Source organism: Actinophytocola sp., assembly GCF_036402745.1.
Taxonomy (GTDB): domain Bacteria; phylum Actinomycetota; class Actinomycetes; order Mycobacteriales; family Pseudonocardiaceae; genus Actinophytocola.
In genome coordinates this window covers 14734-34213 of sequence record NZ_DASWSJ010000271.1, presented here as the reverse complement: position 1 = coordinate 34213, position 19480 = coordinate 14734, and the positions used below count along the sequence as shown (strand labels likewise).

Here is a 19480-nt window from a genome sequence, read left to right as displayed (position 1 = left end):
CTCGGCGCTGGCGCGCCTGCGCTTCTCCTACGTCCAGACGGCGAACGCTCCGTCGCTCCCGCCCACTGTGTTGAATGGTTCGCTTCGCTCCTCCGCTACTCGCCGTCTTCCCTCCTCCCGTGCTCGGCGCTGACGCGCCTGCGCGCGCTCGTCAGTCCAGACGGCGAACGCTCCGGCGCTCCCGCTCACGCGCGGGACGTTGGGTCCAGGTCGGCCGTGGTCGCCTCGTCGTGGTCGGTGGACACGGTCAGGTAGCGCCACTTCGCGTCCGACGCGGCGCGGGCGGCCTCGGTCTGCGCGGCGTAGCTGGACGCGTCGGTGCCGAGCAGCAGGCGCACCGGTGGCTCGTCGAGATCCACGACCCGCAGCAGCACGTCCGCGACCTTCGCCGGGTCGCCGGCCGCCCGCTGCTTGAAGTCCGTGAGCATCTCGACCGACCGGCCGACGGTCGGCTCGTAGGGCTCGCTGATCGGGTGGACCGTCATCGACGCGCCAGCCCAGTCGGTGCGCATGCCGCCCGGCTCGAGCACGGTCACCTTGATCCCCAGCGGCGCGACCTCCTGCGCGAGCACCTCGGAGAAGCCGCCGACCGCGAACTTCGCGGCCTGGTACGCCGACACCCCCGGTGTCGTGATCCGCCCGCCGACCGACGAGACCTGGATGATGTGGCCGGCGCCCTGCTCGCGCAGCACCGGCAGCGCCGCCTTGGTCATGTTCACCACGCCGAGCAGGTTCGTGTCGAGCTGCTGGCGGAAGTCCTCGCCGGTCATGTCCTCGACGGAGGCGACGTTGGCGTAGCCGGCGTTGTTCACCACGACATCGAGCCGGCCGAACGCCTCGACCGCCGCCGCCACCGCGGCCCGCGCGGCGACCGGGTCGGTGACGTCCAGCTCGACCGGGCGCACGTGCGTGCCGTAGCGGTCGACCAGGTCGGCGAGCTGCTCGGGCTTGCGCGCGGTGGCGACCAGCTCGTGGCCCGCCGCCAGCACCTTCTCCGCGATCTCGCGGCCGAGCCCCCGCGAGCTTCCGGTGACCAGAAAGACCTTCGACATGGTTCCTCATCCTCTAACTGACTGGTTGGTTAGCTCCTACCGACAGAGAACCACCACCGGCCGCCGCTGTCAACTAGACAGTTAGTCAGGTATGGTGGATCACATGGCAGGAGACGCCGAGGCGACGCGGCGGCGGCTGCTCGACGCCGCGGCCAGGGAGTTCGCCGAGCACGGCATCGCGGGCGCGCGGGTCGACCGCATCGCGGCGGCCGCGCGCAGCAACAAGGCGCAGATCTACCACTACTTCACCAGCAAGGACGGCCTGTTCGACGCCGTCCTGCGCGAGCTCGCCGAGGCCATCCTGCGCGACGCGCCGATCGACGCCACCGACCTGCCCGGCTATGCGGGCCGGCTGTTCGACCGCTTCGCCGACGACCCGGTCTCCGCCCGCCTCGCGAACTGGTACCAGCTCGAGCGCGCCGGCGGCAAGGCCACCGTCGACCTCGTCGTCGCGAGCACCACGGACAAGGTGGCCGCGGTCGCGAAGGCGCAGGCCGACGGGCTCATCCCGGACCACTTCGCGCCTGTCGACCTGCTGGCGCTGGTCGTGCACCTCGCCTCGCTGTGGCACTCGGTCACCCCGGAGGTCGGCGACCTCACCGCCGAACACACCCGCGCACACCGCCGCCAGGTGGTCGTCGACGCGGTGTCCGCACTGGTCAGGGACTGATCGCCAGGAACACGAAAGCGGCCAGCAGCACCAGGTGCACGCCGCCCTGCAGCCGGGTCGCCCGGCCGGGCACGACCGTCAGCACGCTCACCACCACGGTCAGCGCGAGCAGCACCATCTGGGTCGCGCCGAGGCCGAGCAGCAGCGGGCCGTCCAGCCACACCGACGCGAGCGCGATGGTGGGGATTGTGAGACCGATGCTCGCCATCGCCGAGCCGTAGGCCAGGTTGAGGCTGATTTGGATCCGGCCGCGGCGGGCCGCACGCACCGCGGCGAGCGTCTCCGGCAGCAGCACGAGCAGCGCGATCACCACGCCGACGAACGACGGCGGGAAACCGGCCGCCGCCACCCCGTCCTCGATGGCCGGTGACTCGATCTTGGCCAGGCCGACGACCGCGACCAGCGCGACCATCAGCAGACCGAGGCTGGTGAGCGCGGCGCGGGTGGTGGGCGGGTCCGCGTGCTCCTCGCCCTCGGTCAGCGTGCCGCCCTGGCTGACCGGCAGGAAGAAGTCCCGGTGCCGCACGGTCTGGGTGAGCACGAACATCCCGTAGACCGCCAGCGACGCGAGGGCGGCGAAGGTCAGCTGGCCCGGGGAGAACTCCGGGCCGGGCTGGCTCGTGGTGAACGTCGGCAGCACGAGGCTCAGCGTGGCGAGCGTGGTGACGGTGGCGAGCGCGGCGCCGCTGCCCTCGGCGTTGAACAGCGTCACGCCGTAGCGCCGCGCGCCCACCAGCAGCGACAGCCCGACGATCCCGGTGGTGGTGATCATCACCGCGGCGAACACGGTGTCCCGGGCGAGCGAGGACGTCTCCGGCCCGCCGGACACCATGAGCGTGACGATGAGCGCCACCTCGATGACGGTGACCGCGACGGCCAGCACCAGCGAGCCGAACGGCTCCCCCACCCGGTGCGCGACGACCTCCGCGTGATGCACGGCCGCGAGCACCGCCCCGGCGAGCAGCACCGCGACGACCGCGATGAGGACGGGGCCGAGGTCTCGCCCCCAGGTGAGCGCGAGCGCGACGATCGCGAGCACCGGCACGAGAACGGTCCGGTCCAGCAGCCGTCTCATGTCCTGCCCGCCGTCAGTCCGGCAATGAGACTGTCCAGCCCGCGCCGGAAGAGGTCGGCCCAGTCCTGTGGCCCGAGGTGCCCGGTGGCGGCGAGCGTCGGGTACTCGCCGGCATGCGCGCGGACGTGCTGGTCGGCGGTCAACTCGGCACCGCCCGCGGGCCCGCCGGCCACCCGCGCGACGGCCGAGCCGAGGACGTAGTTGGCGAGCCCGTGCGTGGCGGCGGCGAGCTCGACCCCGGCGAACCCGCCGCGGGCGAGCGTCGCCTGGAGGAACTCGGTGCGGGTCAGGACGTTGGGCCCGAGCATGGGCCGGCCGAGCAGGCCCGGTGCCCAGGGGTGGCGCAGCATCGCCGCGTACCAGCCGCCGATCAGCGCGGTCACGTCGGCGACCCAGTCCCCCGCGGTGGGCAGCTCGACCTCGCCGACGATCGCGTCGAGGGCGAGGTCGAGCACGTCGTCCTTGGTCCGCACATGCCAGTAGAGCGTGGTGGGCCCGGCCCCGAGCCGCTCGGCGAGATGCCGCATGGTGAGCCGGCCGGCGCCCTCCCCGTCGAGCAACGCGATGGCCTCGGCGACGATCCGGTCCCTGGTGAGCGGCGGCTGCGCGCGGTAGCTGCGGGGCTCGCGGAGCCACACCTCCCCCGCGGTGCGCCCACCCCGTCCGCCGGCACGTGACTCGCTCATGGTTCCAACACTAGGGTGCCGCTCGACCTCTGGACCGACGTTCCAGAAGCGGGCCGAGGTTCTGCTCAGCCCAGCCTGACCTGGCCGTCGAAGGTCTTGCCCGGGTACCAGGGCGTCGACTGGAGCGTGTCGAAGCCGGGCAGCCTCCGCATTTCCCGCACCATGTCGCGGAGTCCGCGGCCGCGCCGGTGTGGGACGCGTGAGGCATTACCGCATCCGCGACTCGACCACCAGGGTCTTCGACCCGGACTCGATCCGGTCGAGAGCGGCCGGACATACGTTCTTCAGTACCACCCGTGACCCGTCCACGGAGGCCGACATGGGATCTACCCGGCACGTGCTGTTCCTCAGCCGTCCCGACGAGAACCACCTGTACCTGACGCTCGCGGTGGCCGAGGAACTCGGCCGCCGAGGGCACCTGGTGACGTTCGCGACCAGCGACCCGTTCGCCGAGGAGGACGCCGAGTCGGGCGTGCTCCTGCTGCGCTACGGGCGCGACACCGCGACGCTGGCCCGGCTGCCGGCGTTCGCGGCGCGGGTGCGCACCGACCCGGTCGACCTCATCGTCTGCGACCCGCGGACCTACGACGCGGCCGTCGAGCTGGGCCAGGAGTGGGGCGTGCCGGTCGTCGTCGCGCACACGAACCTGGCCACCGGCGAGACCGTCGACTGGCCGGCCGAGCGGTCCTTCGGTGCGGACTACCTGTACGTGCACCCGGCCGGCCGCGGTCGCGTGCACGGCGGCTGGGCGTCCGAGGACCCGCGGCAGGTGCTGGTGGTGGCGCTGGACGAGGTGCCGCTCGAGCTGCTGTCGGCCGCCTTCGCCGGGCAGGACTGGCAGGTGCTGCTGCTGGCGGCGGCCATCCCGCCGGACGACCTACCGGCCAACTTCACCGCGCTGCCGGCCCGCTTCGCCGTGCTGGACCACGCCGACGTGGTCCTCACCGACGGCGACCTGCCCGGCATCGCGGCAGCCCTGCGCCACGCGACGCCGCTGGTCGTGGCGCCGCGGACCCCCGTCCAGCACCGGCACGCCACCCGGGTGGAGGCGCTCGGCCTCGGCGTGGTGGTGCGGCTGTCCGGCCTCGACGCGGCCACCCTGCGCCGCACGGTGGACCGCGCGGCGGTGGACGAGCCGGCCCGGGCGGCGGCCCGCCGGGTGCGCTCGCTGGTCCGCGCGGCCGGCGCCCCGACCCGGGCGGCCACGGCGATCGAGTCCCGGCTGGCCGGCGAGGAGCGCAAGGCCGCCTAGGGTGCGGTCGGCTCGCCGGCGGCCTGCAGGGCGAGCTTCTCGATCGCCGAGTCGAAGGTGCCGCCCTCGTGCGCGTCGACCACGAGGGCGGCCAGGTCGCGCAGCTTGGTGTTGCTGTGCTGGGACGCGTGCTTCAGGGTCTCGAACGCGTGCTCGGAGTCGTAGTCGAAGTGGCGCATCAGCAGGCCCTGCGCGCGGCCGACGAGCGAGCGGGTGCGCAGGGCCGTCCGCAGCTGCCCCACCAGCTGGTGACTGTCGTGGTAGAGCGACGCGTTGTCGAACGTCACGCCGGCGTTGAGGGTGAGCAGCAGCACCACGTCGTAGGCGATGTCGTCGAACTGGCCGGGCTTGCGGGAGAGCAGGGTCAGCACCGCGGTCTCCTCGCCGTGGGTGGCCAGCGGTAGCGCCAGGCAGCCGTGGAACCCGCCGTTGATGAGGTGCGCGCCGAACGCGGGCCAGCGCTGGTCGGCACGCACGTCGTCGAGCCGGCGCGGCTCGGCGAACGTCACCGCCTCCATGATCGGGCCCGGGGCGAGCGGGTCGAAGTCCAGGTCGGCGCCGCCGGCCACGGTCTCCACCTCGTCGGCCGAGCGGACCGTGATGACGGCCGCGTCGCAGCCGGGGATGGTCCGCACGATCCGGCCGACGAACCGCTCCAGCGTGCTGCCGAAGTCGTCGGCCTCGACGAGCCGGGTGACCTCGGTCAGCTCGCGCGCGATCGTGAGGATGTCATCGGCCATCCCGCGAGTGTGCGTCCCGGCTCGCGTCGGCACAACCACGGTCACGGTGATTTCCCGACCAGGCCGACCCTTGTCTTCCGGCCACTCGCAACGAAGACTAAAGTGATCGCGACCTCACGGTTACGCAGTCAGCCGTGTGCCTCGATGTCCTACGGAGGCCCGAATGGCTGAAGCGTTGCCCGTCCCTCGCCCGAGGTCCCGGCCGAGACGCCACCGGTTGGCGTCCCCCGACACCCGCCTCGCGCTCCGCACCTACGTGCCCGCGTCCGGCGTGGTCGTGGTCTCCGCCGACGGCGAGATCGACCTGGCCAACCGCGACGCGCTCGCGGCCGCGCTGGCCGCCGCCGTCGCGGACCCGGGCACCCGCCTGCTGGTGTGCGACCTGTCCACGACGACGTTCCTCGCCTGCTCGGGCCTGTCCGCGCTGCTCGAGACGAAGTCCGCGCTGGCCGACCGCGGCGCGCGGTTGCGCGTGGTGACCGCCGACCCGACCGTGCTGCGGGTCATCGACGTCACCGGCCAGTGGGAGGCACTGGACGTGCACGCCGAGCTGACCGTGGCGCTCGGCGGCCTCGAGCTGGTGGTGGCGCCCACGTACGCGCCGGGCGGTCGCCTCGCCGACCTGCGCGCGGCGCTGGACCACGCGGTCGAGCAGACCACCGAGCTGGCCGCCGCGTGGGGCCGGCTGGCCGAGCAGGTGTCCGGCCTGGACCCGGCGAACCTGGTCGACGGCCGCGGCGGCCACTGGAAACCCCGCGAGACCCTGGCCGACATGGCCGAGGACCTGCGCGTGCTGCAGAACCACCTGGCGACCGGCGCCCTGCTGGCGGCCCCGACCGTCGAGGACCTGGGCCACCTCCGCCTTGCCGACCAGTAAGCCGTCGACCAGCAAGCCGTCGAGCCGGGCCTGGCCGCCGCCGGTGGACAACCGCGGACGAGGGGTCGGCCGGCGCCGCGGATGCGGGTCCGGCTAGATACGCAGGATCGAGGCGCCGATCGCGCACACCGCGTCCTCTATTCCGGCGAGGATGCGCAGATGGGGCGTGCGGGCCACGTCGTTCGTGACCGTCAGCGCCGCCTGGACCCGGACCCGCGCGTGGCCCGGCGGCATCCCCGGATGCAGGGCCAGCATCAGCCGCTGCCACTGCGCCACGTAGGCGCGCTGCTCGCGGTACAGCGGGGTCCGCTGGGCGTCGGGCAGGTGGTCGATCTCCGTGATCAGCACGTCGACCGTGTCGCCGTTGGCGAACGAGTAGTCCACATAGGATCCGAGCAGGGCGCGCAGCGCGGCCCCCGGGGCGGGGACGGTTGTCACCGTCGCGGCCACGGCGGCGTGCAGCTCCCCCGCGCCGTGGTTCATCGCGGCGAGGAGGATGTCGAGCTTGCTGTCGAAGTGGTGGTAGACGCTCGGGCCCGCGATGCCCGCCGCCGCGCCGATCTCCTCGATGCCCGTGCCGTGGTAGCCGCGCGAGGCGAACAGCCGGACCGCCGCGGCCAGCAGGGCGTCGCGGGTCGGCAGCGCGGCGGGCGCCGGCGCGGCGGGCGGGCGGGCGTGCAGCGGCGGCAGCACGGTGGCGGCGATGTCGTCGGCGATCGAGGCCAGCAGCGCGGCGTACTCCGGCGCGGGCAGGCGGATGCGCTGGAACGACACGCTCATGATCGCGCCCAGGACCGCCCAGCCGAGCAGGTCGGACGCCGGCCGCAGGCGGGCCACGACCGACCGCTGCATGTCGACCACCTCGGCACGCAGCGCCGCCCGCGCCGGCGGCTCGAGATGCCGCGACTCGCGCTGCCACAGCACGCCGAGCCCCCGGTGCTCGAGCACCGCGGCGGCCAGCGCGGGATAGCCGTCCGGCAGCGCCGCGCGAACCGCGGCGAAGCTGTCCAGCACCACCTCGTACAGCAGCTCCCGCTTGCCGCGGAAATGCCGGTACAGCGCGGACGGCCCGATCGACACCGCCGCCGCGATGTCGCTCATGCCGACCTGCGCGTATCCCTTGCGTACGAACAGGTCCGCGGCCGCGGCGACGATCAGCCGGCGCCGGTTGCGTGGCCGGGTCCCGCGCGGCGGGGCGCTCAGTGGACCCTCCGCTCCGCGCCGTCCCAGTACGGGCGCCGCAGCTCGCGCTTGAGGATCTTGCCCGCGCCCGACATCGGCAGGGCGTCGACGAACTCGACGCTGCGCGGTGCCTTGTAGCCGGCGATGTGCTCGCGGCAGAACGCCCGCAGCTCGTCCCCGGTGACCGAGGCGCCGGTGACCGAGGCGCCGTCGGCGAGCACGACGACCGCGTGCACCCGCTCGCCCCACCGCTCGTCCGGCACGCCGATGACCGCGCACGTCGCCACCGCGGGATGGCGGCTCAGCACGTTCTCCACCTCGGCCGAGTACACGTTCTCCCCACCGGAGACGATCATGTCCTTGATCCGGTCGACCACGAACACGTAACCGCGCTCGTCCATGTAGCCGCCGTCGCCGGTGTGCATCCAGCCGCCGCGCAGCGCCGTCTCCGTCTCTTGTGGACGGTTCCAGTAGCCGAGCATCACGTGCTCGCCGCGGCACACGACCTCGCCGACCGCGCCGCGCGGCACCTCGTTGTCCTCCGGGTCCACGATGCGCACCTCGGCATGCGGCGCGGCCCGCCCGGCCGCCCGGCGCAGCGCCGGGTCGTCGTGGTCGGCGGGGACCAGCAGCGTCGCCACCGGGGACAGCTCGGTCATCCCGTACGCCTGGGTGAAACCGGCGCTCGTGAACACCTTGCGGGCCCGCTCGAGCACCGCCTCCGAGATCGGCGACGCGCCGTAGACCACGTGCCGCATGCCGCTCAGGTCGTAGTCGCCGACGTCCGGGTGGTCGACCAGCAGCTGGACCATCGTCGGCACCAGCAGCATGTCGGTGACGCCCTGCGTGGCGATGGCGGCCAGGACGCCGGCCGGGGTGAACGTCGGCACCATCACATGGGTGGCGCCGACGAGCTGCCCGGACATCCAGGACGCGCCGTCGGCGAGGTGGAACATGGGCGCCGCGTGCAGCAGCCGGCCGCCGACGCCGATGAACTCGCCGGTGGCCAGGCTGCCCAGCGCGGAGACGAACAGGTTGCGGTGGCTCAGCATCACGCCCTTCGGCGTGCCCGTGGTGCCGCCGGTGTAGTACAGCCCGAGCAGCGCGTCGCCGCCGCGCCGGGCGTCCTCGACGGGCTCGGCCTCGGCGATCAGGCCCTCGAACGAGAGCATGCCGTCGGGTGCCGGGCCGTCGCCCAGGTGGACCACGGTGGTGAGCCCGGCGTACCCGGCGCGGAGCTTGGGGACCATCGGCGCGAACGTGTCGTCGACGAGCAGCACCTTCGTGCCGGACTCCTCGAGCGAGTAGCAGATCTCGGCCGGGCTCCACCGGATGTTGATCGGGTTGAGCACCGCGTTCGCCCACGGCACGGCCAGCAGGTACTCGTGGAAGCGGTCGGAGTTGAGCGCCAGGATGCCGACCGGCTCGTCGTCGCCGACGCCGATGCCGCGCAGCGCGCCGGCCAGCCGGGCCACCCGGCCGGCCGACTCGGCCACCGTGCGCACCCGGTCGCCGAAGATCGTCAGCGGCCGGTCCGGCTCCTGCTGCAGGGCGCGATGGAGGGTCTGGGTGAGGTACATGCGCCGCTCCCTTTGGCGGTGGGCCCCTAATACGAATTCACATACCCTAGTCGTCATTCACTTATGCGACAAGTCCTGTTGTGGCAATGTGGAGGGGAAGCCGACCATCTGGAGGACCCCTTGGCCAGCGCCGTCGAACGGATCCGGGACCGGGGCGAGGAGGCGCGGGAGAAGGAGATCGTCGAGGTGCTCGTCGGCGCGTTCGACGAGCTCATGGAGGCCGACCCGGTCGCGTTCCGGCGCAAGTTCCGCAAGATGGCGGCGGCGCCGTTCGCGTTCTACCGCGGCACCGCGTGCCTCTACTACGCCGACATGGCCCACGACGACGACCCGTGGGCCGACGAGCGCACCAGCCGGGTGTGGATCCAGGGTGACCTGCACGCGGAGAACTTCGGCACCTACATGGACGCGTCCGGCACGCTCGTGTTCGACGTCAACGACTTCGACGAGGCCTACCTCGGCTGCTTCACCTGGGACCTCAAGCGGCTCGCCGCGAGCCTCGCGCTGATGGCGTGGAGCAAGGCGATCTCCGACGACGACATCGCCACGCTCGTCGGCACCTACCTGCGGGCCTACACCCGGCAGGTGCGGGCGTTCGCGGAGAAGCCGGGCGACGAGATGGTGCGGCTGCAGCTCGACAGCACCGAGGGCGTGCTGCACGACGTGCTGCTGCGGGCCCGGATGCGCACCCGGATCGACCTGCTCGACACGCTCACCACGGTCACCGACTACGAGCGCGGGTTCACCCGCCGGCTCGGCGTGCGCGAGCTGGCCGAGGACGAGAGGGCCGTCGTGCTGCGCGCCTTCGAGTCCTATTTGGACACCATTCCGCAGGGCAAGCGGTTCGGCGGCGGCACCTACAAGGTCAAGGACGTCGTGGGCCGCTCGGGCTTCGGCATCGGGTCGGCCGGGCTGCCCGCGTACAGCGTGCTGGTCGAGGGGCGCACGCAGGCACTCGAGAACGACGTGGTGCTGTCGATGAAAGCAGGGCAACGTGGCCGCGCCGAGCCGGATCGTCGACGAGGAGCGGATCCGCGCGTACTTCCGGCACGAGGGCCACCGCACCGCGGTGTCGCAGCGGGCGTTGCAGGCCTACGCCGACCCGTGGCTGGGCCACACCGAGGTCGACGGCGTCGGCTTCGTGGTGGCCGAGCTGTCGCCGTACTCGAGCGACCTCGACTGGTCGGAGCTCACCGAGCCCGCCGAGATGGACCCGGTGCTGTCCTACCTCGGCCGGGCCACCGCGAAGATGCACTGCGTGGCCGACTCGGACTCCGAGCAGTCCCTCGTCGACTTCCAGGTGGAGGACGCGATCGCGGAGGTCATCGACGACGAGGACGGCTTCGTCGCCGAGCTCACCGCGTTCGCGCTGGCCTACGCCGAGCAGACGCGGGCGGACCACCGGCTGTTCGTGGACGCGTTCCGCAGCGGCCAGATCCCCGGCGTGAGCGCGGCCGACCCGGTCTGATCAGCACCGCCCACCCCCGATGACGGCGGCCGCGGGACGCTCATCGGACTGCTGGACACCCGCGGTGTTTCGCCCGAGGATCGACGGGTAGTCCTACGGACTGATGTCCGGCTACCCGCAGGCGGTGCGATGAACGGCTGGCTCACCCCGATGCTCGCCACTCACACCGATCGCAGGTTCTCCGACGAGAACTGGATCTTCGAGCGCAAGCTCGCGGGTGTGCGTGTACTGTCCATTCGGGACGGTTGGCGGCCACAGCTGTGGTCCCGCAGCCAGAGACGGATCGACGACTGCTTCCCCGAGGTGGTCGAGGCGCTCGCGGAGCTGGGCGGCTCCCGGTTCATCGCGGACGGCGAGATCGTCGCGTACGACGGCTCGGCCACCAGCTTCTACCGGTTACAGAGCCGCCTGCGGCACGGCGGCCCGGCCGCGAACTCCCAGGCGCAGGTCTACTACTACCTGTTCGACCTGCTCTCCCTCGACGGCGCCGAGGTGACCCACCAGCCGCTGCGGGAGCGCAAGCGCCTGCTGCGCAAGGCCTTCCACTACCGCGACCCGCTGCGCTACACCGAGCACCGGGAGCGCGACGGCGAGGCGTACTACCGGCAGGCCTGCGCCCGCGGCTGGGAGGGCCTGATCGCCAAGCGCGCGGACTCGCCCTACCGGGCCGGCCCGTCCGGCGACTGGCTGAAGTTCAAGTGCGTGCGGGGCCAGGAGTTCGTGGTGGGCGGGTTCACCGACCCGCAGGGCTCCCGGTTGGGGTTCGGCGCGCTGCTGATCGGGTACCACGACGAGGGCGGCCGGCTGCGCTACGCCGGCAAGGTCGGCACCGGCTACGACTTCGCGACCCTGCGGGCGATGCGGGACCGGATGGACGCGATGACCCAGGCGGACAACCCGTTCGCCGACGAGGTGGCGGAGCCGACCGCGCACTGGATCCGGCCGGAGATGGTGATCCAGGTCGGGTTCGCGGAGTGGACCCGCGACGGACGTCTGCGCCACCCCCGGTTCGCCGGCGTCCGGATGGACAAGCCGGCCACCCAGGTGGTCCGGGAGACGAGGTGAGACACCGTGCGTGAGTTCGACAACGAAGGCCCTCGGTCCGAGGGACCGCCGGTCGTGTGGGCCGGCCCGGAGTTCGGCCCGGCGCTGGTCGTGATCGACCCGACCGGCGCGGCCAAGCACGACGACCTGCCGGCGACGTGGCGCGAGCTGGCCGCGAGCCACCAGGTCGCGTGGTGCCGGCTGCCGGCGAGCCGCGACTCGGTCGAGGACATCGAGGACGTGCTGGAGACGTTCGCGGACCGGCAGACCCGGGTCGACGTCGTGGCCGGTGGAGACGCCTGCGTCGCGGCCGTGACGCTGGCCGGTCAGTTCGACGACATGGTCCGCTCGGTGCTGCTGGTGGACCCGTCCCCGGACACCCCGCGGGCACCCAACGCCCGCGTCGTCGCCCGCAGTCAGGAGGTCCCGGGCGACCGGGTTCCGGCCCCGCTGCCGCTGGGCCATCCCGACGTCGTGGCGGGCGTGGTCACCGCCCTCGCGGAGGCCGATCAAGCGGCGGCGAACCCCACCTAGATTTGTCCTTTGTGGATAGATGACCGAGCGAATTCGGCTTGTCCCTCAATAGGCTTCGGGCACAGTGGTGGACTTGTGATGTGGCGCCGAGGGGCCTACCGTGGAAAGCGCGCGGTTGAGCAACCAGCCGTATTGGAGGCAGAGCGTGCCTCGACGGTGAACGGCGTTCTGGTCAAGCATTGCGTCTTCCACTCCGTGCGCTCGTGTACTCCTGCTGCTCGTCGGACAACGAGAAGAGGCGTACGTCGTGCACAACAGCCCCCTGTGGACCAGCAGCGACTTTGCTGCGCCACTCCCGCGCGGCCCCGGTGACAGTGAGTCACTGCCGACGGCCCAGCCCTTCGACATCGACGTCGAGCGGCGGCGGCCGGACCACCCCGTGGTGGCCCACGTCTTCGGTGCCATCGACCTCCTGACCGCGCCCGAGCTCCGCGTGTGCGTCGACGACCACGTCGATGCCCCCAGCGGCCTGGTCCTCGACCTCAGCCGCGTCGACTTCCTCGCCGCGTCCGGCCTCACGGTGCTCACCGACACCGACCGGCGGGCCGGGCGGGACCACCTCGCCTGGGCCCTCGTGGCCAATACCCGGCCGGTCCTGCGCCCGCTCGAGGTGCTGGGCCTGCGCGACCAGCTGCCCACCTACGACTCGGTACCCGGCGCCGTGGCCGCGATCTGCGCCGTCACCCCCTGACCATCCGTTCGACCGAGCCGCCCGACCCCGCTCCGGGGGTGCGGGCGGTTCCCGGCCATCGCGTGTGCCGCACGCGTTCGCGGCGGCCGGCGGGTCTCGCGCGGTCGTGCACGCCCGCGGCGACGGCGCCTACCCTGTGCCGATGACCTCGTACTCCTCGCTCGGCTTCGCCCGGCACCCGCGGGTGCGGACGTGGTGTCGATCGGGCGCGACGCGGTTCGTCGGTGGGGCATGAACACTCTTACCTCCGCGGACGGAACCACCATCGCCTACGACCGCGCCGGCGCCGGCCCGGCCATCGTCTTCGTCGCCGGCGCGTTCAACGACCGGGCGACGCTCGCGCCGCTGGCCGCCGAGCTCGCCGGCGACTTCACCGTGGTCACCTACGACCGGCGGGCCCGCGGCGACAGCGGGAACACGAAGCCGTGGTCGATCGACCGGGAGGCCGAGGACCTGGACGCGCTGATCGCCGAGGTCGGCGGCAGCGCGTTCGCGTTCGGGTTCTCCTCGGGCGCGATCCTGGCGATGCACGCGGCCGCGCGCGGGTCGGCCATCGGGCGGCTGGTCGCCTACGAGCCGCCGTTCCCGGTCGAGGGGCACGGCAACGCCACCGACCTGCCGGACCGGCTGGGCGCGCTGGTCGACGCGGGGCGCCCGGGCGACGCGGTGGAGCTGTTCCAGACCGAGGCGATCGGGCTCCCGGCCGAGGTCGTGGCGCAGATCCGGAAGGCGCCGATGTTCGCGGCGCTGGAGGCGATGGCGCAGAGCGTGGTGTACGACTCGGCGATCACCACCGGCTCGACGCCGCCGGCCACGCTGTCCACCCCGACGCTCGTCATCCACGGCGCGGAGACGTGGGAGCCGCTGGCCAGGGCGGCCGTCGTGGCGGCGGAGACGCTGCCGAAGGGCCGGCAGCTCGAGGTGCCGGGCGGCAAGAACCACACGATCGAGCCGGCCGTGACGGCCCCGGCGACCGCCGACTTCTTCCGCGAAGGCTAGCTAGTCCGCCTCCCCGGGATTAAAAGTGTGCGTTGCGTCCCAGCGAATGGTGCGGGTATCGAGGTGGATGGTGGCTGGGTGCCGTCACGGTCCCCTGAGGTTCCGGTGGTCGGCGCAGGACTTCACCCGATGATCTACGAGACAGGCCTTAGCCGTTCCGCGGGAGGTGCGCCGGGTGCATCGGGAACCGTCGGTGGCACCATGGGGTGCCTGCGGTCCGTCGGGGACTCGGTACGGAAGGCATGGTCCAGTGGCGCATCCGACCGATCCCAGCGGCCTCGCGACCGAGCTCGCCAGCATGGCGCGGGACCTCCTCGCCCAGCCCACCGTCCAGCAGACCCTCGACCGCGTCGTCGCGCACGCCGTCTCGCTGGTCCACGGCTGCGAGGCGGCCGGCATCCTCGTCATCCACGGCCGCGAGGTGCACACGCTCGCCACGACCTCCGAGCTCGCCCGCGCGTCCGACGCCGTGCAGGGCGAGCTCGGCGAGGGCCCGTGCCTCAACGCGACGCTGCAGGAGGAGCAGGTCTTCCGGATCGCCGACATGTCCAAGGCCGGCGACCGGTGGCCCCGCTACGCGCCGCGGGCCCGCGAGCTCGGCATCGGCAGCGCCATGGGCTTCCTGCTCTACACCGAGGAGGAGAACCTCGGTGCGCTGAACCTGTACGCGTCCCAGCCCAACGCGTTCGGCACCGAGAACGAGCACGTCGGCTGGCTGCTGGCCTCGCATGCCGCGGTCGCCTTCGCCAGCGCGCGCAACGACGCGCAGCTGCGCGAGGCCATCGCCACGCGCCAGGAGATCGGCGAGGCGCTCGGCATCCTCATGGAACGCTACAAGATCACCGACGGCCAGGCGTTCGACCTGATGCGCAAGGAGTCGCAGACCCGCAACGTCAAGGTGCGCCAGATCGCGCGCCTGGTCACCGAGACCGGCGGGATTAACCGCGACGAGTAGCGGGCACCCTTGCGCCATGAGGCCTGCCACCACCAGCCGGTGCTCCGTCGCGGACTCGATACGCGTGCTGGCCAGGGTGCTGGCGCCGACGCTGGCCGGTGGCGTGATCAAACGCCGGCCGGCGGTCATGCGGATCGCCGGCCTGCTGCGCCCGGACCACGGTGCCATCGCGGAGGTGCGCCGGCTCCGCGACCGGTACGGTCCCGACCCCGTGCTGCTGCGGGTTCCCGGCCGGTCGATCGCGATGGTGCTGTCCGCCGCCGATGTCGGTCAGGTGCTGGCCGGCACGCCGGACCCGTTCACCCCGGCGACGCGGGACAAGACCGGTGCGCTGGCGCACTTCCAGCCGCACGGCGTGCTGATCAGCAAGGGCGCCGAGCGGGCCGCGCGGCGGGCGTTCAACGAGCAGGTGCTGGAGACGCCGCGGCCGCTGCACCACCTGGCGGCGCCGATCCGCGAGGTGATCCTGGAGGAGACAGGCCGACTGCTGGAAGGTCGCCGCACCCTGGACTGGCCGGCGTTCGACGAGGCCTGGTGGCGCATCGTGCGGCGCATCGTTCTCGGCGCGGGTGCCCGCGACGACACCGCGGTCACCGACGAGCTGGACCGCCTGCGCAGGCGGGCGAACTGGGGCGCGTTCGCCCCGCGCGACGACCGGCTCCGCGCGTCGTTCGAGTCGCGGGTCCGCCGGCATCTCGCCGCCGCCGACCCGAACAGCCTGGCCGGGGTGGTCGCCGGCACGCCCGTCGACGACCCGGTGAGCCAGCTGGCGCACTGGCTGTTCGCCTTCGACGCGGCCGGCATGGTCACGATGCGCACGCTCGCGGTGCTCTCCACCCACGCGACGCACCTGACCCGAGCCCGCGCGGAGCTCGACTCGCCGCTGCTGCCGTACCTGCGCGCCTGCGTGCTCGACACGGTCCGCCTGTGGCCGACGACCCCGGCCCTGCTGCGAGAGACCGAACGCGAGGCGAAGCTGGGCAACACGGTGCTGCCGGCGCGCACCCAGCTGCTGATCTTCACCCCGTACTTCCACCGCGACCCGGCCGAGCTGCCCTACGCGGACGTGTTCACCCCCGACATCTGGCTCGACGGCCGCGCCGAGGACAACCCGGCACTGGTCCCGTTCAGCGGCGGGCCTGCCGAGTGCCCGGGGAAGAACCTGGTCCTGCTCACGACGAGCACGACGCTGGCCGCGCTGCTGCGTGACCACACCCTCGACTACACCGGCCCGCAGGACCTCGACCCGCGCCGCCCGCTACCGGCGACGGTGGACAACTTCAGCATGCGGTTCCTGGTCGCACCTCGGTGACGCCTGCGCACCTGGCGGCGGGTTGTCCACAGGCCCGCTCGCGGCGGCCGGAACTGTCGGTGCCGCGCAATAGACTGGAAAGCGGGGGGCCCCCGCGACCCCCGAGTTGTCCACAGGGCCGCCGCGCGGCCGGCCGGAACTGTCGGTCCCCGCCGGTAAACTTGATACCGGGGGCCGGAGGCCGCCGGGGATCACCCACGGCGCAACCCCTCGAACAACTCAGCCGCCTTCGTCCGGAACCCCCTCGTCACCATCTCCCACGCGTCCGGGTCGCCCTTCAGCAGCGCCTCCGTCGTCGACTTGATCTGGTCCAGGGTCGCGTGCGGCGGGATCGGCGGGATGTTCGGGTCGCAGCGCACGTCCAGCACCACCGGGCCGGCCGCGGACAGCGCGCGGTCCCACGCCGGGCCCAGCTCGCCGGGGGTCGACACGGCGATGCCCTCGAGCCCGACAGACCGGGCGAAGTCCGCATAGGACACGTCCGGCAGCACCTGGGACTCCTCGAACTTCGGCGCGCCGCCCATCGCCCGCAGCTCCCAGGTCACCTGGTTCAGGTCGTTGTTGTGCAGCACGCACACCACCAGCCGCTGGTCCGACCACAGCGACCGGTACCTGCCGATCGTCAGCAGCTCGGCCATCCCGTTCATCTGCATCGCGCCGTCGCCGACCAGCGCGACCACCGGCCGCGACGGCGCGGCGAACTTGGCGCCGATCGCGTACGGCACGCCCGGGCCCATCGTGGCCAGCGTGCCGGACAGCGACCCCCGCATCCGCCCGCGCATCCGCAGGTGCCGCGCGTACCAGTTGGCCGCCGAACCCGAGTCCGCGGTCACGATCGCGTCGTCGGGCAGGCGGGACGACAGCTCCCACACGATCCGCATCGGGTTGACCGGGTCGGCGTCGACCATCGCCTGGCGCTCCATGGTCTCCCACCACTGCGCCACGTTCTCCTCGATCGTCTCGCGCCACGACCGGTCCTCCTTGCGCCGCAGCAACGGGATCAGCCGGGTGAGCGTGGCTTTCGCGTCGCCGACCAGGTTCACCTCGGTGGGATAACGCATGCCCACCAAACGGCCGTCCAGGTCGATCTGCACTCCGCGGGCCTTGCCGAACTCCGGCAGGAACTGCGAGTACGGGAAGTTCGAGCCGACGATCAGCAGGGTGTCGCAGTCGGTCATCAGCTCGTAGCTCGGCCGCGTCCCCAGCAGTCCTATTGAACCGGTCACATAGGGCAGATCGTCCGGCAGGACATCCTTTCCCAGCAACGCCTTCGCCACCCCGGCACCGGTCAGCTCGGCGACCTGGCGGACCTCGTCGGCGGCGTTGCGCGCGCCCTGGCCGATGAGGATCGCCACCCGCGAGCCCGCGTTGAGCACGTCGGCCGCGCGGCCGATCTCGTCCTCGGCGGCGATCGCCACGGTCTTGGGGTAGCTCGGCGGCGAGGACGGCACGTGCCTGAACGCGTGCCGCGGCGGCTCGTACGGCTCCTCCTGCAGGTCCGCCGGGATGATCAACGCCGTCGGCGCCCGCGACGCGACCGCCGTGCGCATGGCCCGGTCCAGCGCGTTCGGCAGCTGCTCGGCGACGTTCACCTCGACCAGGTACTCGCTCGCCACGTCCTTGAACAACGCCTGCAGGTCCACCTCCTGCTGGTAGGACCCGCCCATCGCGCTGCGGGCGGTCTGGCCGACGATCGCCACCACCGGCACGTGGTCGAGCTTCGCGTCGTACAGCCCGTTGAGCAGGTGGATCGCGCCCGGCCCGGACGTCGCCAGGCACACGCCGACCTTCCCGCTGAACTTGGCGTACCCCACGGCGGCGAACGCCGCCATCTCCTCGTGCCGGGTCTGCACGAACCGCGGCCGGTTGTCCGACTCGCCGAACGCGACCACGATGCCGTTGATGCCGTCCCCGGGATAGGCGAACACCTGCTCGACGTCCCACTCGCGCAGGCGCTGGAGCAGGTAGTCACCGACGGTCTGGCTCATGCTGTCCTCCCTGGTGGATACGCGGGCCCGGGTCGGGTACCCAGGTTCCATGGCCTTGCAACGACCGAACCCGCTGCAGTGGGTCCGCTACACGTTCGGCGGCCGGCTGGACGACCGCTATCGCGACTGGGTGCTGCACGACACGACCACCCGCACCTGGCTGTGGCGCTTCGTGCTGCGGGTCGTCGTGGAGGCGCTGCCGTGGCTGATCGTCGCCTTCCTGGTGCTGACGCTGTTCACGCCGCTGCCGCTCGGGCTGGTGCTCGGCGCGCTCGGCGTCGCGCTCGTCACGAGCCTGTACTTCACCGTCACCAGCGCCGACGAGCTCACCGAGGCGCGGCTGGTGAAGCACGGCTTCCGCGCGGGCACCGGCAAGGAGCTGCGCAAGCGCCGCTGATCAGCCGTCCACCTTGGTCCGCCAGAAGTCGAAGAACTCCTCCTGGTGCGGCCCGATCTGCGCCACGTACACCTCGTCGAAGCCCGCGTCCACATAGGACTGCAAGGTCCGCTGGTACGGCTCGGGGTCCGGTCCGGTCGGCAGCGTCCCGGCGATCATGTCCGGCGTGACCAGCCGCGCAGCCTGCTCGAAGTGCCGCGGCTGCGGCAACACCTGGGCCAGCTCGCCCGGCAGGGCGGTGTTCGGCCAGATCCGGTGCGCGGTCGCCACGCCGTCCTCGGCGCTGTCGGCGTAGCAGACCTTGAACCCGCCCTGCGCGGGCTTGGCCCCGCCGCCGGCCTCGCGGAACTGGCCGACCAGGCCGGCGTCGGGCATCGTGCACACGTAGCCGTCGCCGATGCGGCCCGCGAGCCGCGTCGACTTGGGGCCGAAGCCGGAGACGTAGATCGGCACCGGCTCGTCGGGCAGCGTGTAGACCTGCGCGCCCTGGACCGTGTAGTACGTGCCGCGGTGGTTGACGACCCCGCCGCGGTGCAGCGTGCGGATGACCTCGACGGCCTCCTCGAGCATGGCGAGGCGCACGTTCGCGGTGGGCCACGGGCCGCCGAAGATGTGCTCGTTCAGCGCCTCGCCGGAGCCGACGCCGAGCACGAAGCGGCCCTCGTGCTGCACCGCCGCCGTGGCCGCCGCCTGCGCGACGACCGCCGGGTGGATGCGCACGGTCGGGCAGGTCACCGCCGTGGTGACCGGCAGGTCGACGGCCTCGGACAACGCGCCGACGACCGACCAGACGAACGGGCTCTGCCCTTGGGTGCCGTTCCACGGGTGGTAGTGGTCGGAGATCCAGAGCCGCTCGAACCCCGCGTCGGCGGCCATCTTCGCCTGCCGGACGAGCTCGCGCGGGCCGAACTCCTCGCACGACAGGAAGTAACCGGTGCTGACCATGACCTGCGAGTACCCGGGTGTGCGCCGGTCAAC

At 72.5% G+C, this 19480-nt stretch carries 18 protein-coding genes and 1 pseudogene; 11 read left to right on the top strand and 8 right to left on the bottom strand.

The features are described 5' to 3' along the window. Positions 1 to 185 precede the first annotated feature (185 nt). Entirely contained in the window at positions 186 to 1052 is an 867-nt protein-coding gene (locus tag VGD70_RS25845; RefSeq protein ID WP_331085715.1) for an oxidoreductase, read from the bottom strand. A 103-nt stretch (positions 1053 to 1155) separates the two neighbouring features. On the opposite strand from VGD70_RS25845, the gene VGD70_RS25840 reads away from it, so the two are divergent. After that, complete coding sequence (locus VGD70_RS25840; protein ID WP_331085713.1) at positions 1156 to 1722, top strand: TetR family transcriptional regulator; 567 nt, start codon at positions 1156 to 1158, stop codon at positions 1720 to 1722. Here VGD70_RS25840 and VGD70_RS25835 read toward each other — a convergent pair. Then, a complete protein-coding gene (locus tag VGD70_RS25835) occupies positions 1712 to 2797 on the bottom strand; it encodes an ionic transporter y4hA (protein WP_331085711.1) in 1086 nt (361 codons plus the stop codon). The genes VGD70_RS25840 and VGD70_RS25835 overlap by 11 nt on opposite strands. Continuing rightward, positions 2794 to 3483 carry a TetR/AcrR family transcriptional regulator gene (locus VGD70_RS25830; protein ID WP_331085709.1) on the bottom strand — a complete coding sequence of 230 codons (690 nt, stop codon included), beginning with the start codon at positions 3481 to 3483 and terminating at the stop codon, positions 2794 to 2796. The genes VGD70_RS25835 and VGD70_RS25830 overlap by 4 nt, the downstream gene beginning before the upstream one ends. A gap of 319 nt (positions 3484 to 3802) precedes the next feature. Here VGD70_RS25830 and VGD70_RS25825 point away from each other — a divergent pair, with 319 nt between their 5' ends. Then, the gene (locus VGD70_RS25825; protein ID WP_331085707.1) at positions 3803 to 4735 is read left to right on the top strand and encodes a hypothetical protein; all 933 of its coding nucleotides are present in this window, start codon (positions 3803 to 3805) and stop codon (positions 4733 to 4735) included. Here the strand turns inward: VGD70_RS25825 and VGD70_RS25820 are convergent. Beyond that, positions 4732 to 5475, bottom strand: a complete 744-nt coding sequence (locus VGD70_RS25820; RefSeq protein ID WP_331085705.1) for a GAF and ANTAR domain-containing protein — start codon at positions 5473 to 5475, stop codon at positions 4732 to 4734. The two genes, VGD70_RS25825 and VGD70_RS25820, sit on opposite strands and share 4 nt — an antisense overlap. Before the next feature lie 217 nt (positions 5476 to 5692). Between VGD70_RS25820 and VGD70_RS25815 the strand changes: the two genes are divergently transcribed. Beyond that, on the top strand, positions 5693 to 6352 hold the full coding sequence (locus VGD70_RS25815) for an anti-sigma factor antagonist (protein WP_331085703.1): 660 nt from the start codon (positions 5693 to 5695) through the stop codon (positions 6350 to 6352). A gap of 93 nt (positions 6353 to 6445) precedes the next feature. On the opposite strand, the gene VGD70_RS25810 is transcribed toward VGD70_RS25815, so the two are convergent. Both VGD70_RS25810 and VGD70_RS25805 read right to left on the bottom strand, forming a co-directional pair. Further along, complete coding sequence (locus VGD70_RS25810; protein ID WP_331085719.1) at positions 6446 to 7507, bottom strand: TetR/AcrR family transcriptional regulator; 1062 nt, start codon at positions 7505 to 7507, stop codon at positions 6446 to 6448. 44 nt (positions 7508 to 7551) lie between these two features. Then, a complete protein-coding gene (locus VGD70_RS25805; protein WP_331085701.1) occupies positions 7552 to 9114 on the bottom strand; it encodes a long-chain-fatty-acid--CoA ligase in 1563 nt (520 codons plus the stop codon). Between the two features lie 120 nt (positions 9115 to 9234). Between VGD70_RS25805 and VGD70_RS25800 the strand changes: the two are divergent. The 7 genes and pseudogenes from VGD70_RS25800 to VGD70_RS25770 all read left to right on the top strand — a co-directional run bounded on the left by VGD70_RS25800 (position 9235) and on the right by VGD70_RS25770 (position 16117). Continuing rightward, a pseudogene (locus VGD70_RS25800) lies at positions 9235 to 10582 on the top strand (DUF2252 domain-containing protein). A 129-nt stretch (positions 10583 to 10711) separates the two neighbouring features. Then, complete coding sequence (gene ligD, locus VGD70_RS25795) at positions 10712 to 11647, top strand: non-homologous end-joining DNA ligase (protein WP_331085699.1); 936 nt, start codon at positions 10712 to 10714, stop codon at positions 11645 to 11647. 6 nt (positions 11648 to 11653) lie between these two features. Continuing rightward, on the top strand, positions 11654 to 12160 hold the full coding sequence (locus tag VGD70_RS25790) for a hypothetical protein (RefSeq protein ID WP_331085697.1): 507 nt from the start codon (positions 11654 to 11656) through the stop codon (positions 12158 to 12160). Between the two features lie 247 nt (positions 12161 to 12407). After that, the gene (locus tag VGD70_RS25785) at positions 12408 to 12851 is read left to right on the top strand and encodes an STAS domain-containing protein (RefSeq protein ID WP_331085696.1); all 444 of its coding nucleotides are present in this window, start codon (positions 12408 to 12410) and stop codon (positions 12849 to 12851) included. Between the two features lie 231 nt (positions 12852 to 13082). Next, a complete protein-coding gene (locus tag VGD70_RS25780) occupies positions 13083 to 13850 on the top strand; it encodes an alpha/beta hydrolase (protein WP_331085694.1) in 768 nt (255 codons plus the stop codon). A 250-nt stretch (positions 13851 to 14100) separates the two neighbouring features. Then, positions 14101 to 14805: a GAF and ANTAR domain-containing protein gene (locus VGD70_RS25775; protein WP_331085692.1), complete on the top strand. Its 705-nt coding sequence runs from the start codon at positions 14101 to 14103 to the stop codon at positions 14803 to 14805. 16 nt (positions 14806 to 14821) lie between these two features. Further along, complete coding sequence (locus VGD70_RS25770; protein ID WP_331085690.1) at positions 14822 to 16117, top strand: cytochrome P450; 1296 nt, start codon at positions 14822 to 14824, stop codon at positions 16115 to 16117. 191 nt (positions 16118 to 16308) lie between these two features. Here VGD70_RS25770 and VGD70_RS25765 read toward each other — a convergent pair whose 3' ends face one another. Then, complete coding sequence (locus VGD70_RS25765; protein WP_331085688.1) at positions 16309 to 18105, bottom strand: thiamine pyrophosphate-requiring protein; 1797 nt, start codon at positions 18103 to 18105, stop codon at positions 16309 to 16311. 49 nt (positions 18106 to 18154) lie between these two features. Between VGD70_RS25765 and VGD70_RS25760 the strand changes: the two genes are divergently transcribed. Beyond that, on the top strand, positions 18155 to 18502 hold the full coding sequence (locus VGD70_RS25760; protein ID WP_331085686.1) for a DUF5313 family protein: 348 nt from the start codon (positions 18155 to 18157) through the stop codon (positions 18500 to 18502). Here VGD70_RS25760 and VGD70_RS25755 read toward each other — a convergent pair whose 3' ends face one another. Further along, on the bottom strand, positions 18503 to 19447 hold the full coding sequence (locus tag VGD70_RS25755) for a TIGR03557 family F420-dependent LLM class oxidoreductase (protein ID WP_331085684.1): 945 nt from the start codon (positions 19445 to 19447) through the stop codon (positions 18503 to 18505). Positions 19448 to 19480 lie beyond the last annotated feature (33 nt).

Bases quoted from the DNA above. Each gene is read 5' to 3' on its own strand.
- VGD70_RS25755 (WP_331085684.1), bottom strand. From the start codon at position 19,447: ATGGTCAGCACCGGTTACTTCCTGTCGTGCGAGGAGTTCGGCCCGCGC.
- VGD70_RS25825 (WP_331085707.1), top strand. From the start codon at position 3,803: ATGGGATCTACCCGGCACGTGCTGTTCCTCAGCCGTCCCGACGAGAAC.
- VGD70_RS25765 (WP_331085688.1), bottom strand. From the start codon at position 18,105: ATGAGCCAGACCGTCGGTGACTACCTGCTCCAGCGCCTGCGCGAGTGG.
- VGD70_RS25780 (WP_331085694.1), top strand. From the start codon at position 13,083: ATGAACACTCTTACCTCCGCGGACGGAACCACCATCGCCTACGACCGC.
- VGD70_RS25845 (WP_331085715.1), bottom strand. From the start codon at position 1,052: ATGTCGAAGGTCTTTCTGGTCACCGGAAGCTCGCGGGGGCTCGGCCGC.
- VGD70_RS25805 (WP_331085701.1), bottom strand. From the start codon at position 9,114: ATGTACCTCACCCAGACCCTCCATCGCGCCCTGCAGCAGGAGCCGGAC.
- VGD70_RS25830 (WP_331085709.1), bottom strand. From the start codon at position 3,483: ATGAGCGAGTCACGTGCCGGCGGACGGGGTGGGCGCACCGCGGGGGAG.
- VGD70_RS25760 (WP_331085686.1), top strand. From the start codon at position 18,155: ATGGCCTTGCAACGACCGAACCCGCTGCAGTGGGTCCGCTACACGTTC.
- VGD70_RS25835 (WP_331085711.1), bottom strand. From the start codon at position 2,797: ATGAGACGGCTGCTGGACCGGACCGTTCTCGTGCCGGTGCTCGCGATC.
- VGD70_RS25820 (WP_331085705.1), bottom strand. From the start codon at position 5,475: ATGGCCGATGACATCCTCACGATCGCGCGCGAGCTGACCGAGGTCACC.
- ligD (WP_331085699.1), top strand. From the start codon at position 10,712: ATGAACGGCTGGCTCACCCCGATGCTCGCCACTCACACCGATCGCAGG.
- VGD70_RS25770 (WP_331085690.1), top strand. From the start codon at position 14,822: ATGAGGCCTGCCACCACCAGCCGGTGCTCCGTCGCGGACTCGATACGC.
- VGD70_RS25840 (WP_331085713.1), top strand. From the start codon at position 1,156: ATGGCAGGAGACGCCGAGGCGACGCGGCGGCGGCTGCTCGACGCCGCG.